Source organism: Streptococcus sp. 1449, assembly GCF_013276805.1.
GTDB classification, from domain to species: Bacteria; Bacillota; Bacilli; order Lactobacillales; family Streptococcaceae; genus Streptococcus; species Streptococcus pseudopneumoniae.
Genome location: NZ_VMLS01000030.1, coordinates 1 through 18,246, shown reverse-complemented (window position 1 = coordinate 18,246; position 18,246 = coordinate 1). Strand labels below are relative to the sequence as shown.

Genomic DNA, 18,246 nt, shown 5'->3' with positions numbered 1-18,246 from the left:
TGATAAAGTCGGGATTATATCTTTAAATCCCGATCAGACATTTCAGTACCTGACTTATCCTCAATGAAAATCTCTTCAAACTGCGTCAGATCTATCTGCAACCTCAAAACAGTGTTTTGAGCAACCTGAGGATAGCTTCCTAGTTTGCTCTTTGATTTTCATTGAGGATTATTTTCAAATCCCCCCAACTCAACAAGTATCTTTGAATTCCAGTCAATTTCTAGCACTGTTTGAAACGTTTCAGCGGGCTATTTCAGATTCGGTCCACTATTCCTTTCCAAAAACATTGCATATTGCGCCGAAGGAATTGCTCACACTATCCCCAAGCACAAAACCCTCAGTCGACTGACCGAGGGTTCCTTTTCATTATTCAAGAACTTGATTAGCTCAATGCATCCAAGGCATCATCCATTGAAAGAACTTCGTGGAAGACACGTTGTGTCAATTCAGTTTTTTGTTCTGGAGTGAGGTATTTAGTGTTTACACAGTATCCAGAGATACGTACGATAACGTCTTCACCTGACATAATCTTTTCGTAAACATCGTTCAAGTCCATAACGTTCAAGTTAACGTGTTGTCCACCGTTTTCGAAGTAACCATCAAGGATTGTTACCAAGTTATCAACTTGTTCGTCACGAGTCTTACCAAGAGCGCGAGGTGATACTTGTGTAGTCAATGAGATACCATCAGCTGCATAACTAAAGTCAAGGCTAGAAAGTGAATTCAAGTTTTGCAACCATCCACCTTTAGCTTTGTTAGATGGGTTAGCACCTGGTGAGAAGAATTCAAGTTTAGACAAGTTCACAGAACCATCTTCGTTGAGGTATACACCTTTGTGGACTGGTGAGTTACCAGTTTGTTTAGAGTAAGCAACGTTAGATGTGATTGTCAAAAGTGATACAGTAGCTTCTGCGTCTTTGTAAAGTTTGTGGCTACGTAGACGAGTAGTGTAAGCTTCGATCAACCATTCTGCCAATTCGTTTGAACGTGGGTCATCTTCACCCCAACGTGGGTATTCACCGATTGTTTCGTAATCGTAGATATAGCCATTTTCGTCACGGATTGGTTTAACTGTAGCGTACTTAATAGCTGACAATGTGTCAACAGTGTTGGCAAATCCACAGATACCGAATCCCATGTTGGCACGTTGTTTAGTTGGCAAGAAGGCCATTTGAACAGCTTCGTAGTTGTATTTATCAGTCATGTAGTGAATGATGTTCAAGGCATCTACGTAAGTGTCAGTCAACCAGTCAAGAGATTTTTCAAAGTTAGCTTTAACTGATTCAAATTCAAGAACTTCGTCACGGATTGGTTCGATGTCAAATACTTTGTAGTCTTTGTGAACATCGTCGTAACCACCGTTCAAACCAGTAAGAAGGGCTTTCAATACGTTTACACGCGCACCGAAGTACTGGATGTTGTGGCGTTGTTCTTCATTTTCTGGGTCAAGTGGAGACACACAGCATGAGATACAACTCATTTCACCATATCCGTCTTTAGCCATTGTTGTTACACCTTCGTATTGGATAGAAGAGTGTTTGTGGCTCATGTGCATACAGTAGCGGCGGAAGTTGTATGGCAATTTATCAGTCCAAAGAACTGTCAAGTTTGGTTCTGGAGAGTTACCGATGTTGTCAAGAGTGTTCAAGAAACGGTAGTCCATCTTAGTAACACGGTGACGACCGTCGTTACCCATACCAGCCATAGAAGTTGTGATGAAAGTTGGGTCACCTGAGTACAATTGGTCGTAAGCTTTTGTCCGAGCAAATTTAACTGTACGAAGTTTCATAACGAAATCATCAACGAATTCTTGGATTTCTGATTCAGTAAATGTACCACGAGCAAGGTCACGTTCTGCAAAGATGTCCAAAACGATTGGTACACGTCCTAGAGATGTAGCAGCACCGTTGATAACACGGCAGACAGACATGAAGGCGATGTTAACCCATTGGATCGCTTCTTTAACGTTCATCGCTGGTTTGCGAACATCAACTCCGTAAAGGTCACCCAAGCGAACAACTTGTTGCAATGCTTGGTATTGAAGGTTGATTTCTTCACGAAGACGGATTGTTTCTTCATCAATTTCTTCGATTGCATTCCAGTCGTTTACTTTTTCTTGCATCAAGTAGTCTGCACCGTAAAGAGCAAGACGTGCGTAAACACCGATGATACGTCCGCGTGAGTATGCATCTGGAAGACCAGTTACAGTGTGTGCGTGACGTGCGCGACGAATGTTTGAAGTGTAGGCACGGAAGATACCGTCGTTAACTGTTGTTACGTATTTAGTAAAGATTTCGTGAACAGCTGGATCTGGTTCGTATCCATTTTCTTTCAAAGTTGTTTCAGCCATACGGATACCACCTTTTGGCATGAAGTTCAATTTGAAGAGTTCATCGTTTTGGATACCGAAGATAACTTCATTTTCTTTATCGATAAATCCTGCTGGGATATCAGCGATAGATGTTGGACGAGTGTCCATTGGGAAACGAGTTTCTTCGTAGTGAGCCTTCGTTTCTTCTACAATTTTTTTGATGTGAAGTGAACGTTCTGTTGGTCCTGCAAGGAAGCTTTCGTCTCCATCGTAAGGTGTGTAGTTAGCTTGTACGAAGCGTGATACACTTGCTTTTTCTTTCCAATCTACGCCTTTGAAGCCTTCCCAAGCTTTGTCAAAAATATCTTGTGCTTCAACAACTGTTTTAACAACCATGTTAATGTCCTCTTTTTTCTTTCTAGTAACAACCATCTGTTACATTCATGAGACAAGTATACCATACAGTAACCGATTTCAACAAGTGGAAAATCCCTATTTTTACACTTTCTTTTCTAAAACAGTCTATATTTTATTTCAAACTGTATTATATTTTTGAAAAAATAAAGTCCTTTTTTCTTTTTTTCAGAAAAAAGGGTATAATAAAAGAAAATAAGCGGTAAAAAGGGGGCTAGGCATGTTGATTTTTCCTTTGTTAAATGATTTGTCAAGAAAAATCATCCATATTGACATGGATGCCTTTTTTGCTGCGGTGGAAATCAGAGATAATCCTAAACTCAGAGGAAAACCTGTCATTATCGGCAGTGACCCTCGGCAAACAGGTGGGCGGGGAGTCGTTTCTACCTGTAGCTATGAGGCACGAGCTTTTGGTATCCATTCAGCCATGAGCTCTAAGGAAGCCTATGAGCGTTGTCCCCAGGCCGTCTTCATCTCGGGGAATTATGAGAAATACAAAGCTGTGGGACTCCAGATTCGAGCTATCTTTAAGCGCTATACAGATTTAATAGAACCCATGAGCATTGACGAAGCCTATTTGGATGTGACAGAAAATAAACTCGGGATCAAGTCAGCGGTCAAAATTGCTCGCCTCATTCAAGAGGATATCTGGCAAGAACTCCATCTAACTGCTTCTGCTGGCGTTTCTTACAACAAATTCTTGGCTAAAATGGCCAGTGATTATCAAAAACCACATGGTTTGACAGTGATTCTACCTGACCAAGCTGAGGATTTCCTCAAACAAATGGATATTTCCAAGTTTCATGGAGTAGGAAAAAAGACTGTAGAACGTCTTCATCAAATGGGCGTTTTTACTGGCGCTGACCTACTTGAAGTCCCTGAAGTGACCCTAATAGATCGTTTTGGTAGACTGGGTTATGACCTTTATCGAAAGGCTCGTGGCATCCACAATTCCCCAGTCAAATCCAATCGCATCCGTAAGTCAATCGGGAAGGAGAAAACCTATGGGAAGATTCTCCGTGCCGAGGAAGATATCAAAAAAGAGCTGACTCTTCTATCAGAAAGAGTCGCTCTCAATCTCAGTCAACAAGAAAAATCTGGAAAAATTGTCATTTTGAAAATCCGCTACGAGGACTTTTCAACTCTCACTAAACGAAAAAGTCTAGCTCAAAAAACACAGGATGCTAGCCAGATAAGCCAAATAACCCTACAACTCTATGAAGAATTAAGCGAGAAAGAAAGAGGTGTCCGCCTGCTGGGGATTACCGTGACTGGATTTTGAAACTCAATGAAAATCAAAGAGCAAACTAGGAAGCTAGCCGCAGGCTGCTCAAAACACTGTTTTGAGGTTGCAGATAGAGCTGACGCGGTCTGAAGAGATTTTCAAAGAGTATAAAACCTTGAAGAGCTGCCCCTTCAAGGTTTTTCTTATACAAATAAACGGACAAAACTGTAAAGTAGCAAGACACTACCAAGCACGATGCGGTATTTACCAAAAAGGGTAAAATCGTGTTTTTTCACATAACTTGTCAAAAAGCGAATAGCCACCATGCTGACTGCAAAAGCGACTCCCATCGCAACCAAGAGCAAGAACAATTGTCCAAAGCTCAAGAGCTGTCCTGCTTTCAAAAATTTGAAAATCTTTAAGGCACTAGCTCCAAACATAACAGGAATCCCTAGATAGAAGGTAAATTCTGTCACAACTGAACGACTGGTTCCATTTAACAAACCACCGACGATTGTAGCTCCAGAACGGCTTGTCCCTGGTAAAAGGGCAAGAACTTGGAAGAGTCCGATATAGAAAGCTGTTGTATAAGGAAGCTTGTCCAACTCTGTCACACTTGGCTCGATAGCACGCGCTTTATTACGTTTTTCCAAATAGATAAAGGCAATCCCATAGATAATCAACATGAGAGCAACAGAAACCATGTTATGGAAGTGGGTATCAAACCAATCATCAAACTTAAAGACGGCAAGTAAAGGCAAGGTCGCAATCAAGACCTTCAGCCATAGTCTCCAAGTCTTACGAACTTCCTGCTTGTCCTTAGTCGGTTTGAAAGGATTGAGCTTGTTAAAGTAGATTACCATGACCGCCAAAATCGCACCAAGCTGAATCACGACATTAAACATGGAAATAAAGGCTTCGTTTTGATTTTGGTATTGGATAAATTCCTCTGCTAAAATCAAGTGACCTGTACTGGAAATCGGCAACCATTCCGTAATTCCTTCAACAATCCCGAAGAAGATAGATTTTAAAATTTCAATAAGATACATAGATTACTCCTTTTTCTATCTTCCATTATAGCATATTTTTCAATCTATGGCAGTTCTCTTTAAAAGGCACCGATACTTCCACCACCTCCGCCTCCAGAGAAACCACCGCCAGAACTTCCACTTCCAGAAGATACAGAGTAGGTACTTGCTGTATTTGCGACACTGGCATAATGGCTCATTTGCGCGCTTGAATGATAAAACATACTGTGCCAGCCATAAGCTACATAGAGGTTGATATCTGGATTTTCCACTTGAATCTGATGAACCTTCATCAAATGGCTGACCTTGTCCGCATAGCCAAATAAGGTCGCATAGACCAAGAGGCGATTCCAGACCACAATACTTTCCAATTCAGCCTGATCCAATCGCGCAATCTCACGCAACATATTTTCAAAACTGGTCCAGAGATAGTAGACCTCTGCTCCTGCTTCATTTAGGACACCATCACGATTATCTAATCGAAGCTTCCAATAATAGAAAACAGCCAAAACCAAACCTAGAAAACCAAGTATTGGCAAGGGGAGGTAAAGATAGCCATAAACGTCCAAACTGTACAAGAACAAACCAAATCCAATAAATAGGGGCAAGATAGTGGAGAGTCCCATACCCACTTGCAAGGCCTTTTCCCCACCAGTTAAAGGACGATAGTAATCTGGGAGCCCCCAGAAGAAAACCCTGTCTCTGACCCCTTCTTGCATCTCTTTTAATACTGCTTCGAAAGAAGATTTAAGCTGACGCCCCTTTGCTTGAATCCGTTTTTCATCAGAGACTTTTGCTCTACGATAAAGACTATCAGATACCTTGTAATCCGCAAACAAATTGGAAAGAGTTTCTTCTTTTTTGCCTGAAAAAGCCAGATTTAGACAGTCTTTCTCAAAGCTTGACAAACCATCTTCTTTTACTAGCCTCAAACCAACTGCATCTCCTTCTGAAATGATAGAGACATTTCCACGGTCTATCACATCTAGCAAGGTAGCTTGAATAAGTTGGTCAAAGGTGAATTTGCCAGCCCCCTTGACCAAGGGACTCACTTCCTCCAAGGAGGTCGAGTAGACAGCCTCTGATAAAACCATAGGCTCTAATTCCATTGGTGGTTCATAGAGACGATGATTTTTGGCATATTTGACTGAAGGAGTGGTCTTTCTTCTATAGATAAAATAGAAGCAGACACTCAATAACAAGGAGATAGAAAGTATCGAAGGTAAGACCCAAGTAAGGAGTTGTTTACTTTGCTCTTTTTCTTTAACAATCGAGTCTTCTACCTTATTAAATTCTTCTAAATGATTTCCTTTCAATCCCTGATCCCTAGCGCTAGCAAAATCAGTTCGAGGCCAATAGGCATGCAATTCAACTCCACGCTTAGCCGGAAGATTGTCCAAACGAATAGTATAATCAAGGCTACTCTTTTCAATCGTTCCCTCTCTAAAAAGTTTCCCTGTATGGAAAAAGAGTTTTTCAGCTCCCTTGTCTCCCCTTACATGAAATTCAAACTTGCCAATAGCCCCTGAACTATCTGTTAAAGGTTGCCAATTTAATTCAGCAATGTCATCATATAGGAAAAGCAAATTTTTTAAGTTCCATGTAAGCTCAACTTCAACTGTGTCGCCTTCCTGGCCTGGATTATAGACTCTCACAGTATAACCATTCGCTTCTTCTGTCACTTCGCTCGTAACGTCTGCTAGTTCAGCACCATTTTTCGCAGCCTGAACCTTTGGATGAGGATCAATGTCAAATCCACTAGGCATCTTGCCAGCACGTCCAAGTCCCACGATTTGGCCCTTAAAGTCCTCCTCAAACTGATAAACTATCTTTTGTCTAAATTCTGCCGTATTGTCTGCATGAATATACAAATCCCCTTGATAAGAGTTTATCTTGAAATCAATGGCGAAAACAGAAAGTGGCAGAAGGCAAAACAAGCCAAACATCAGTAAGAAAAAAGTTTTTTTCATCAACTAAGCCCCCTTTTTATCTTTCTTATCATTATAGCATTTTTTCGTAAGTAAAGGCTTACTTATGTTGAAAAATTACGCATTTTTCGATAAAATAGGAGACAGTTATTTTTTAATAGATTAGAATAGGAGAAATCATGAGAAAAATATACTTATCTATTTTCACAAGTCTCTTGCTGATGCTAGGACTTGTCAATGTTGCTCAAGCCGATGAATATTTACGCATCGGGATGGAAGCAGCATATGCCCCCTTTAACTGGACCCAGGATGATGATAGCAATGGAGCTGTCAAAATCGATGGAACCAACCAGTATGCCAACGGATACGATGTTCAAATCGCCAAGAAAATCGCTAAGGACTTAGGTAAAGAACCTTTGGTTGTTAAAACCAAGTGGGAAGGTCTAGTCCCTGCCCTTACTTCTGGTAAGATTGACATGATTATCGCAGGTATGAGTCCTACTGCCGAGCGTAAACAAGAAATTGCCTTTTCAAGCAGTTACTACACTAGCGAACCAGTTTTGCTTATCAAAAAAGATTCTGCCTACGCAAATGCTAAATCTTTGGATGACTTTAATGGTGCGAAAATCACTTCTCAACAAGGTGTCTACCTCTACGACTTGATTGCACAAATCTTAGGTGCTAAAAAAGAAACAGCTATGGGAGACTTCGCTCAAATGCGCCAAGCTCTTGAGGCTGGTGTCATCGATGCCTATGTTTCTGAACGCCCAGAAGCTCTGACTGCTGAAGCTGCTAACTCTAAGTTCAAGATGGTCCAAGTAGAACCAGGTTTCAAAACTGGGGAAGAAGATACAGCTATCGCCATTGGACTTCGTAAAGATGACAATCGTATTAGCCAAATCAATGCCAGCATCGAAACCATTTCAAAAGATGACCAAGTTGCCTTGATGGATCGTATGATCAAGGAACAACCTGCCGAATCTACAACAACTGAAGAGACTAGCAGTAGTTTCTTCAGCCAAGTCGCTAAAATTCTTTCTGAAAACTGGCAACAACTCTTGCGTGGTGCGGGTGTCACCCTTTTAATCTCTATCGTCGGAACTATCACAGGTCTCATTATTGGACTTGCCATTGGTGTTTTCCGTACTGCTCCTCTCTCTGAAAATAAAGCCATTTATAGCCTACAAAAACTAGTCGGCTGGATCCTCAATGTCTACATTGAAATTTTCCGTGGTACGCCAATGATCGTTCAATCGATGGTTATCTACTATGGAACTGCCCAAGCTTTCGGTATCAACCTTGATCGCACACTGGCTGCTATCTTCATCGTTTCGATTAACACTGGTGCCTACATGACTGAAATCGTCCGTGGTGGTATCCTAGCAGTTGACAAGGGACAATTTGAAGCTGCTACTGCTCTTGGTATGACCCATAACCAAACCATGCGTAAGATTGTCCTGCCTCAGGTTGTCCGTAACATCCTACCTGCAACTGGTAATGAATTTGTCATCAATATCAAAGATACATCTGTATTGAACGTTATCTCTGTTGTCGAACTTTATTTCTCAGGAAATACCGTGGCAACTCAAACCTATCAATACTTCCAGACATTTACAATCATCGCCGTGATTTACTTTGTCCTCACCTTCACCGTAACACGTATCCTACGCTTCATCGAACGCAGAATGGACATGGATACCTATACTACAGGTGCTAACCAAATACAAACGGAGGATTTTAAATAATGACACAAGCAATCCTTGAAATTAAACACCTCAAAAAATCCTATGGCCAAAACGAAGTGCTAAAAGACATTTCACTCACTGTCCACAAGGGAGAGGTAATCTCTATCATCGGAAGCTCTGGAAGCGGGAAATCGACCTTCCTACGCTCCATCAACCTACTTGAAACACCAACTGATGGACAAATCCTTTATCATGGACAAAATGTCCTCGAAAAAGGCTATGACCTCACGCAATACCGTGAAAAGTTGGGGATGGTGTTCCAATCCTTTAACCTCTTTGAAAATCTCAACGTGCTTGAAAACACAATTGTCGCTCAGACAACTGTCCTTAAACGCGAACGCACAGAAGCTGAAAAGACTGCCAAAGAAAACCTAGAAAAAGTCGGCATGGGAGAACGCTACTGGCAAGCGAAGCCAAGACAACTCTCAGGGGGTCAAAAACAACGTGTGGCCATCGCTCGTGCCCTCTCCATGAATCCGGACGCTATTCTCTTTGATGAACCAACATCAGCTCTCGATCCAGAAATGGTTGGAGAAGTCCTCAAAATCATGCAAGATCTGGCTCAGGAAGGCTTGACCATGATTGTCGTAACCCACGAAATGGAATTCGCCCGTGATGTCTCTCACCGTGTTATCTTTATGGATAAGGGTGTGATTGCTGAAGAAGGCAAACCAGAAGATCTCTTCACCAATCCTAAAGAAGACCGTACAAAAGAATTCCTTCAACGCTATCTCAAATAAAAAGAAAAGGCTGCCTCAACCGTGCAGTCTTTTTGCTGTCCTCAAAATGAAAAGGCAGATTCTCTATCTCTACTACTTGAGGGTCAAGAATCCGCCGTTATCCAAAGATTAATCTTCAAATTTTTCATGATTTTTTTCATAGAAATCAATTAGGCCTAGGGCTGTTTCAAATGAAATATTTTTTACTTTTGCACGACCCTGCGCCAGAGCAATGATAGACATTTCACGCGCATTCGTTTCCTTAGAGATACGGTAGCCTGTGATTTTCTTATCACGAACCCAGCCAACAACTGATTCTACTTTTTCAAAGTTTGACTTAGCCATGTTTTTCTCCTATTTTCTTCTTTACAATACTTAATTGTATACGTTTTTACTACTTTTGTCAATAAAAAAACATATATTCAATAAAATAAATGACCCAGAATCTTCTTACTTCCTTTTTAAAGCCGATAATATATAGTTTTCCGCTTACTATAACCCATCAGTATGCTCCTAAAAAACAATTGCATTATTAAACTTTAAATTTGTAAAAATATTCACGTATGCTGAATACCAGTTTCTTAATAGGATAGACAGGATTTACTATTTCATTCTATCTATTCCTTTTAAATCAACAAGCCCACTAAAGATAGTCTTTCACTCCTCACTATCTCTAAATCATTCCGTTTTCTTTCTCCTTCTTTGGTTCCTTTCCTGTCCTTATCTATATCTTATCCATTTCACAACCGGTACTACTTACTTTGTACAATCTTGCATCTTCTGATTACATACCCACTTTCCAGCTAGTCATTTAAAATCAGTATCACTAGCTATTGCATGTCTAGCACTATTGTCTATCTCACGAGTTTTTCGACCAACTCACCTAGCAGTCATCTCACAAACATTGATTATTTTTTTTGATTCCTATTATATTTAGAGAAATCTCAAATTAGGGATATATACAATTGGGGATTTCAAAAAATTTCCTTATATATAGTAAGTAATTCTGCCGCCTTAATATAAACAGAATCGAAAATAATAGGTGTTATAGTGAGTTGTAGTAGAAATAGCACGATAAGCTTCCTAAAACCATAGGAATCGCCCCCTTTCTTCACTATCATTATAACACCTATACATTAGTTGTGCAAATAATATGATATTTTTTTATTAGTCCTCAGACAAGCATATTATAGAGCGTTTCATTCCCATTTAAGTTAATATAAGCTGGATCAAAACCTTCCATTCGACGAATTAAGCCTGCATAATCATGCTTATCTGCCAAAGCGATCCCAATCAATACTGGACCTGTTCCCTTACTAGCTCGCTTGATATACTCAAAACGGGTGATATCATCATTTGGCCCCAAGATATCATTTACAAACTCACGCAAAGCTCCTGGACGCTGTGGGAAATTGACCACAAAGTAATGTTTGATCCCATCATAAATCAAGGCACGCTCTTCCATTTCTGGCATACGGTTGATATCATTATTCCCTCCAGAAATGATACAACAAATGGTTTTCCCCTTGATATATTCAGCTAAAACCTCTAAAGAGGCGATACTAGCTGCTCCAGCAGGTTCTGCAACAATCCCTTGCTTAGAGTAGAGGTCAATCAAAGTTTCAGAAATCAATCCCTCATCGACACCTACCAAAGTTTGAACATGTTGACGCGTTGCTTCATAGGTCAACTGTCCTACCTTTTGCACAGCAATCCCATCCGCAAATTTGTCAATTTCTTTGAGTTTAACAGGTCCACCAGCTTCAAAAGCAGCTTTCATGGAACGCGCTCCATTAGCCTCTACCCCAATGACTTCAATTTCTGGACTTGTTTCCTTGATATAGGTAGAAATCCCGGCAATGAGACCGCCACCACCAACAGGGACCAAGACAGCATCAAAGTCAATCGATTCTTTTCGAGCTTCTTCTAAAATCTCATAAGCAACTGTTCCTTGACCCGCTTGGACATGAGTATCATCAAAGGGAGCAATAAAGGTACGATTTTCAGAGACTGTAAATTCTTGAGCTGCTTTGGCTGAGGCATCAAAGGTATCTCCAACTAGTTTAATGGTTACAAAATCCCCACCAAAAAAGCGAACCTGACCAATCTTTTGTTGCGGAGTGGTAATGGGCATAAAAATAGTAGCAGGAATTTTCATCTCATTACAAGTATAGGCAACTCCCTGCGCATGATTTCCCGCAGAAGCACAGACTACCCCACGCTCACGTTCTTCCTTGCTGAGCTGAGAAATAGCATAATAGGCACCACGAATTTTAAAGGAACGAACACGCTGGGCATTTTCTTTTTTCAAATAAATCTTAGCACCATACTTCTCCGATAAATAATGGTCGTAATCCAGTGGGGTATTCACAACCACACCATTCAAGACCTTATGAGCCTTGATAATATCTTTTGAACTTAACATATAAAACCTGTTTTTTTAGTTATTCATCTCCAAAAACTTCAGCAACACTTTCATGATATTTATGAGCCATACGAATTGAAAACTCTTTAGGAAGTTCATAACGATTTGTGGAAATCCAATCATATAACCATTCTGCCAAACTTTCTTCACTATCATTACGATGGAAGATAAAATAGTTTAAAACTTCTTTATATTCTACATCATTCAAATCCAGCGTGTCTACAAATTGACTACGAGAAACAAAATTAGAATCTAATTTTCTTAGTTGATCTGTCAATTCTCCCAATTGTAAATCCAACTGAAAAAATAATTTTTGCAGTTGCCTATCAGTTTCATCACATCCTGTCTTGATAGAAAACAAATTGGTAATATTCATATGATTTCAACCCCTAAATAAGTATATCTAATATCCCACGAATAGCTGAAGCTACTATTTTAAGCAAAATTCTTTGCTTTCTAATTAGTTATAGATTTTGAATGCATCATCGTCGTTTTTACCAACGAAAGGCATTGCTTTACGCAATTCTGCACCAACTTTTTCAATTTCAAGGTTAGCTGCTTGTTCACGGTAAGCAGTCAATTTTGGACGTCCAGCTTTATAGTCATTTACAAAGTCATTTGCAAATTTACCATTTTGGATGTCTGCCAAGACAGCTTTCATATTTTCTTTAACTTGCTCAGTAATCACACATGGACCTGATACATAGTCACCGTATTCAGCAGTGTTTGAAATAGATTGACGCATTTTCTTGAATCCACCTTCATAGATCAAGTCAACGATCAATTTCATTTCGTGAAGAACTTCAAAGTAAGCCAATTCTGGAGCGTAACCTGCTTCTGTCAAGACTTCGAAACCTGCTTCGATAAGGGCAGTCAAACCACCACAAAGTACAGCTTGTTCACCAAACAAATCTTCTTCAGTTTCTTCTTTGTATGTTGTTTCAAGAAGACCTACACGAGCTGCTCCAACACCTTTACACCAGTCCATAGCAATGTTTTTCGCATTTCCTGTTGCATCTTGGTATACTGCGTAAAGAGCTGGTACACCAAATCCTTCTTCGTAAGTACGGCGTACCAAGTGCCCTGGTCCTTTAGGAGCACACATAAAGACATCTACATCCGCAGGAACTTTGATAAATTCGAAGTGAATGTTGAAACCATGAGCAAATCCAACTGCATTCCCAGCTTCCAAGTTTGGAGCGATTTCCGCTTCGTACAATTCTTGTTGGATTTCGTCTGGTGCCAAAATCATGATAACATCAGCCAATTTAGTTGCTTCTGCTACTGTGTAAGTGTCAAATCCATCTTCTTTTGCTTTGTCAAAAGATTTACCTGGACGTACACCGATGATGACATCGCGACCTGAGTCACGCAAGTTTTGAGCATGCGCATGTCCTTGTGAACCATAACCGATAACGGCGATTTTTTTACCGTCAAGTGCTGCTACTTTAACATCTTTTTCGTATTCCATTTGAACTGCCATAGTTTTTCTCTCTTTTCTATCATTTATTGCCTTTTAGGCTGGTTTAACAAATTTAAGTTGGATTTTTAGTCACGGGTAAATCCAGTTGCACCCGTTCGAGCAATATTGCGAATACCGTACGGTCGAATGACTCGTAATAGAGCTTCACTCTTTTCAGCATTTCCTGTCATCTGAATGGTAATCGAGCTTGGCGCTACGTCTACCACTGTTGCACGGAAAGGTTGAATAATCGCTAGAATCTCAGCTCGCTTCTCAGCTGGCGCTGACATCTTAACCAAAATCACCTCGCGCTCCAAATGAGGCTTGTCTGTAATATCACGAATGCGAATCACATCAATCTGACGATTGAGTTGCTTGATAATTTGCTCCACTTCATCATGAGAAGCAACATCAATAATAATGGTGATACGCGATACATTCGGATCTTCTGTTGCTCCAACAGAGATGCTTTCAATATTAACCTGACGACGAGATAAGACACCTGTAAAGCGATTGAGGACTCCTGAACGATTTTGTAGTTTTGCTGTTAACATTCTACGCATGGAACTTCACCCCCAACATCTCATGATTACTCTTACCAGCCGGTACCATTGGTAACACCTGTTCCTTACGAGAAATATCTACCTCAATTAGCATAGGAACATGCTCAGTGATGACTTCAAGGTCTTGAGCCAAGGTCTCAGGATTGTCAAACTTATAGTTTTTAATACCATAAGCCTGCGCCATCAATTGGAAATCAGGAAGGGTATCAAAGACCGACTCTGATGTTCTTCCTTCATAGAAGGATTCCTGCCACTGGCGAACCATTCCAAGTGAATGATTGTTCAGCATAACCACCTTGATTGGCACTTTGTAAATATTCAAAATAGCCAACTCCTGGTTGGTCATTTGGAAACCACCATCCCCAACAAACAAGACTACTTCCTTATCTGGGTTAGCAATTTTAGCCCCGATTGCTGCTGGAATTCCGAATCCCATGGTTCCTAAACCACCTGAAGTCACTAACTGACGTTCATTTTGGTAGGGATAATACTGGGCTGTCCACATTTGGTGTTGACCAACATCTGTTACCACAATGGCATCTCCATTCGTCAATTCACCAATGCGTTCAATAACTGCTTGCGGTTGAACCACACGCTCTTTCTTATCATAAGAACGAACACGGTTCTTGTCTTTAGTAACTTTCTCAATCCATTTCTCAGTATTGTTATGAACTGTCGGTTCTGCTAGCAACATTTGCAAGGCTTTCTTAGCATCTCCAACTACAGGAATATCTGCACTGATAATCTTGCCAATCTCGGCTGGGTCAATATCAATATGGGCAACCTTAGAATTCTTAGCAAAAGTCTTTGGATTTCCTGTCAAACGGTCATCAAAACGAGAGCCAATACTAATCATAAAGTCCGTCTCTGTCATGGCAATATTCGCTGCGAAAGAACCGTGCATCCCCCCCATTCCAAGGAAGAGTGGGTGAGTCGTTGCAATTGTTCCTTGACCTAAGAGAGTTGTTACGACTGGAATTTGATAGCGTTCTGCAAATTCATTTAATTCTGCCGCAGCCTCAGCATAACTAATTCCACCACCAGCTAACAAGACTGGCTTTTTAGCCTTGGACAATTGCTTCAAGATTTTCTTGATTTGCATATCATTTGGTTCAAGAGTCGGCTGATAGCTTGGTAGGTTCACTTCTGGTGAATAAATGAAGTCTGTTTCTAAAGCAGATACGTCTTTAGGTAGGTCAATGACGACTGGCCCTGGACGGCCTGTAGTCGCGATATGGACAGCTTCCGTGATGATACGCGGAATATCAGCTGTCTCACGAACTTGGTAATTGTACTTAGTGATTGGCATGGTAATTCCCACGATGTCTGCCTCCTGAAAGGCATCCTTCCCAATCCCTGCTCGCCCTACCTGACCTGTAAAGACCAAAAGGGGAACACTATCGCTCATGGCATCCGCAATCCCTGTAATGGCATTTGTTGCTCCCGGTCCGCTAGTAACGACGGCAACACCCAACTTTCCAGTTGATTTAGCATAACCTTCAGCTTCATGCAGACAACCTTGCTCATGGCGTCCTAGAATGTGGTGAATACCTTTAAAATTATATATCGCATCATAAAAAGGCAAGACTGCACCACCAGGATAACCAAAGATGGTATCAATTCCTAAATCACGAAGTGTTTCCAAAACTAGGTCCGAACCCGTCTTAGGAGATTCTAAACTGATTTTCTCCATTGTTTCCCTTTCTTTCCTCTTAAAAATAACTTGTTACTATCATACCATTTTTTAAAAAATTTTCAAGAGAAAAGAAGAAATTTTCTGAATTTTCTATTTTAACGTTTATTTATGAATGTTATTTTTGTTTTTATTAAAAAGATACCGTTTTCATTTACTAAAAAAGAAAAAAGAACTGATTTCTCAGTCCTTCATTAATCGGCTCTTATTCCACACTAAATAGATAGGGGTAAACAGGTTGTTGACCTTGGTGGATTTCAACTTCAAGATCCTCAAATTCTTCTGCGATTTCTTGAGCGATTTCATTGGCAAGTTCTTCGCTTCCGTCTTCACCGACATAGAAGGTTACGATTTCACTGTCTTCATCCAACATATGTTTCAAAGTTTCTGCCAAGGTTTGGTGCATGTCAGGGTTTGACACGAGGATTTTCCCATCCACCATACCTAGATTATCGTTTTCATGGATTTCTAAACCATCGATCGTTGTATCACGCACGGCTGTTGTGACGCTTCCGCTAACGACATCGCTAAGAGCAGCTGTCATACGCTCTTGGTTTTCTTCAATGGACTTGCTTGAATCAAAGGCAAGAAGACTTGTCAAACCTTGAGGAAGAGTGCGAGCCTCTACCACTACTGCTGGTTGCTCCAAAACTTCTGCCGCAGATTGAGCTGCCATGAAGATATTCTTGTTATTTGGCAGGAAGATGATGTTACGGGCATTGACCTGTTCAACAGCCTTGATAAAGTCTTCTGTTGAAGGGTTCATGGTTTGACCGCCTTCGATAACATAATCCACACCTTGAGAACGGAAGATATCTGCTAGACCTTTACCAGCCACCACAGCAATCAAAGCATACTCTTTTTCTTCAGCTGGCTTGCTAACTTGGGCAGTTTCTTTCTCAATCTGTGCTTCGTGTTGGTTACGCATATTGTCAACTTTTACCTTGACCAAGCTACCATATTTTAGACCTTCTTGCATGACAAGTCCTGGATCTTCTGTATGGACATGGACTTTGACGATTTCATCATCATTGACAACGAGGAGAGAATCTCCAAGTTCATTCAAGTAGTTACGGAATTCATCGTAGTCAAAATCTTTGGCATAGGTTGGACCTTGCTTAAGAGCTACCATGATTTCAGTACAGTAACCAAAGTTGATATCCTCAGTCGCCACATGACCAGCCACAGACTTGTGGTGCTCTGCATTGATCATTTCACTCATATTGGCAGGAGTCGCTACAAAGTCCTCAGATGCAATATATTCACCAGTAAGGGCAGAAAGGAAACCTTCGTAGATAAAGACCAATCCTTGACCACCTGAGTCCACAACGCCAACTTCCTTCAATACTGGAAGCATGTCTGGCGTTTTAGTTAGAGCTGTTTTAGCACCTTCCAAGGCTGCGCGCATGACTTCAACAGCATCATCTGTTTGCTCAGCTTTTTTCTTAGCACCGATAGCAGCCCCACGAGAAACTGTCAAAATCGTTCCTTCAACTGGTTTCATCACTGCCTTATAGGCAACTTCAACACCTGATTGGAAGGCAAGGGCCAAGTCTTGACCTGTTAACTCGTCTTTATCCTTGATGGCTTGTGAAAATCCACGGAAAAGCTGAGACATAATAACTCCTGAGTTCCCACGCGCACCCATCAAAAGCCCTTTAGCAAGAATGCTCGCTACCTCTCCAACTGTAGAAGCTGGCTTGTCTGCAACTTCTTTAGCTCCATTTTCGATGGTCATCCCCATGTTTGTTCCAGTATCTCCATCTGGAACAGGGAAGACGTTTAATGAATTGACATATTCAGCTTGCTTATTCAAGCGAGTTGATGCAGCCTGCACCATTTCTTGAAATAAGCTAGTAGTAATTTTTGACACGGTTATTCTCCTACAACTTTGATATTTTGAATGTAGACATTTACAGTCTGAGCAGTAATTCCAAGCTGGTTTTCCAAGCTAAAGGCAACACGCTCTTGAATGTTTTTTGACACTTCACTAATCTTTGTTCCGTAGCTTAACACGGTATACACATCAACTGCAATGCTTCCATCTTCGGCTGCCTTTACGACGACACCTTTGGAATAATTTTCCTTACCTAGAAGGGCTTGGAAATTATCTTTGAGGGCATTTTTACTAGCCATACCGACCACACCAAAAATTTCAGTTGCTGCTCCACCTACGACGGTTGCAATCACTTCATCTGTTAGTTCGATTTGACCATCTTTTGTATTAATTTTTACAGTCATCCTTTTTACCTCAACTAGTTGATACTCTATTTTATCATATTTCAGCCCAAGTGTAAAAGCAGAATACTGTATCAGCGGATATTTACTCTGCTTTTAAAATGATTTTTTCACTATGTCAAAAGAAAAAGACCCTGAGGTCTCCTTGCTTTTATTATTAAACGCGTTCAACTTTACCTGATTTCAAAGCGCGAGCTGAAGCCCAAACTTTTTTAGGTTTACCATCGATAAGAACAGTAACTTTTTGAAGGTTTGGTTTTACGGCACGTTTTGTTTGGTTCATCGCGTGTGAACGGTTGTTTCCTGATACAGTCTTACGACCTGTAAAGTAACATACTTTAGCCATTGTGTTTTCCTCCTATTAAATCTAATATAGCGGATGTGCTAGCACTACATACCGTACTATGTTATCACACTTTCTTCATTTTTGCAAGGGAATTGGAAGATTTTTTTATTTATTGTGATTCGAATGTGATATTGAAAGTTCTATAATGA

Annotated in this window: 15 protein-coding genes; 3 read left to right on the top strand and 12 right to left on the bottom strand. The window is 40.6% G+C overall.

Translation table 11 applies throughout. The features are described 5' to 3' along the window. Nucleotides 1-382: 382 nt before the first annotated feature. A complete protein-coding gene (gene pflB, locus HT687_RS06840; protein ID WP_000260631.1) occupies nucleotides 383-2,707 on the bottom strand; it encodes a formate C-acetyltransferase in 2,325 nt (774 codons plus the stop codon). Nucleotides 2,708-2,945: 238 nt separating this feature from the next. Between pflB and dinB the strand changes: the two genes are divergently transcribed. Beyond that, nucleotides 2,946-4,007: a DNA polymerase IV gene (gene dinB, locus HT687_RS06835; protein ID WP_023937411.1), complete on the top strand. Its 1,062-nt coding sequence runs from the start codon at nucleotides 2,946-2,948 to the stop codon at nucleotides 4,005-4,007. Nucleotides 4,008-4,153: 146 nt separating this feature from the next. Here the strand turns inward: dinB and HT687_RS06830 are convergent, their stop codons facing one another. Further along, entirely contained in the window at nucleotides 4,154-4,999 is an 846-nt protein-coding gene (locus tag HT687_RS06830) for an undecaprenyl-diphosphate phosphatase (RefSeq protein ID WP_000280764.1), read from the bottom strand. Between the two features lie 59 nt (nucleotides 5,000-5,058). Next, nucleotides 5,059-6,948 carry a DUF2207 domain-containing protein gene (locus HT687_RS06825; RefSeq protein WP_000750623.1) on the bottom strand — a complete coding sequence of 630 codons (1,890 nt, stop codon included), beginning with the start codon at nucleotides 6,946-6,948 and terminating at the stop codon, nucleotides 5,059-5,061. A 137-nt stretch (nucleotides 6,949-7,085) separates the two neighbouring features. On the opposite strand from HT687_RS06825, the gene HT687_RS06820 reads away from it, so the two are divergent. Together HT687_RS06820 and HT687_RS06815 are read left to right on the top strand one after the other, a co-directional pair. Continuing rightward, nucleotides 7,086-8,651 carry an ABC transporter substrate-binding protein/permease gene (locus HT687_RS06820; RefSeq protein ID WP_023937414.1) on the top strand — a complete coding sequence of 522 codons (1,566 nt, stop codon included), beginning with the start codon at nucleotides 7,086-7,088 and terminating at the stop codon, nucleotides 8,649-8,651. Beyond that, on the top strand, nucleotides 8,651-9,391 hold the full coding sequence (locus HT687_RS06815; RefSeq protein ID WP_000189488.1) for an amino acid ABC transporter ATP-binding protein: 741 nt from the start codon (nucleotides 8,651-8,653) through the stop codon (nucleotides 9,389-9,391). Before HT687_RS06820 ends, HT687_RS06815 begins: the two co-directional genes overlap by 1 nt. A 108-nt stretch (nucleotides 9,392-9,499) precedes the next feature. Here HT687_RS06815 and HT687_RS06810 read toward each other — a convergent pair whose 3' ends face one another. The 9 genes from HT687_RS06810 to rpmB form a co-directional block, all read right to left on the bottom strand. Further along, nucleotides 9,500-9,715, bottom strand: a complete 216-nt coding sequence (locus HT687_RS06810; RefSeq protein ID WP_001130036.1) for a hypothetical protein — start codon at nucleotides 9,713-9,715, stop codon at nucleotides 9,500-9,502. 829 nt (nucleotides 9,716-10,544) lie between these two features. Beyond that, complete coding sequence (gene ilvA, locus HT687_RS06805) at nucleotides 10,545-11,795, bottom strand: threonine ammonia-lyase IlvA (RefSeq protein WP_000952968.1); 1,251 nt, start codon at nucleotides 11,793-11,795, stop codon at nucleotides 10,545-10,547. Nucleotides 11,796-11,814: 19 nt separating this feature from the next. Further along, nucleotides 11,815-12,171: a hypothetical protein gene (locus HT687_RS06800; RefSeq protein ID WP_001027903.1), complete on the bottom strand. Its 357-nt coding sequence runs from the start codon at nucleotides 12,169-12,171 to the stop codon at nucleotides 11,815-11,817. Between the two features lie 84 nt (nucleotides 12,172-12,255). Then, entirely contained in the window at nucleotides 12,256-13,278 is a 1,023-nt protein-coding gene (ilvC, locus tag HT687_RS06795; protein ID WP_172924118.1) for a ketol-acid reductoisomerase, read from the bottom strand. Nucleotides 13,279-13,343: 65 nt separating this feature from the next. Next, the gene (ilvN, locus tag HT687_RS06790; protein WP_001253803.1) at nucleotides 13,344-13,820 is read right to left on the bottom strand and encodes an acetolactate synthase small subunit; all 477 of its coding nucleotides are present in this window, start codon (nucleotides 13,818-13,820) and stop codon (nucleotides 13,344-13,346) included. Beyond that, a complete protein-coding gene (locus HT687_RS06785) occupies nucleotides 13,813-15,513 on the bottom strand; it encodes an acetolactate synthase large subunit (protein ID WP_000411733.1) in 1,701 nt (566 codons plus the stop codon). Before HT687_RS06785 ends, ilvN begins: the two co-directional genes overlap by 8 nt. A gap of 205 nt (nucleotides 15,514-15,718) precedes the next feature. After that, entirely contained in the window at nucleotides 15,719-17,386 is a 1,668-nt protein-coding gene (locus tag HT687_RS06780; protein ID WP_000036650.1) for a DAK2 domain-containing protein, read from the bottom strand. A 2-nt stretch (nucleotides 17,387-17,388) separates the two neighbouring features. Beyond that, nucleotides 17,389-17,754: an Asp23/Gls24 family envelope stress response protein gene (locus tag HT687_RS06775; RefSeq protein ID WP_000216436.1), complete on the bottom strand. Its 366-nt coding sequence runs from the start codon at nucleotides 17,752-17,754 to the stop codon at nucleotides 17,389-17,391. Between the two features lie 154 nt (nucleotides 17,755-17,908). Then, entirely contained in the window at nucleotides 17,909-18,097 is a 189-nt protein-coding gene (gene rpmB / locus HT687_RS06770) for a 50S ribosomal protein L28 (RefSeq protein ID WP_001140948.1), read from the bottom strand. Nucleotides 18,098-18,246: the final 149 nt, after the last annotated feature.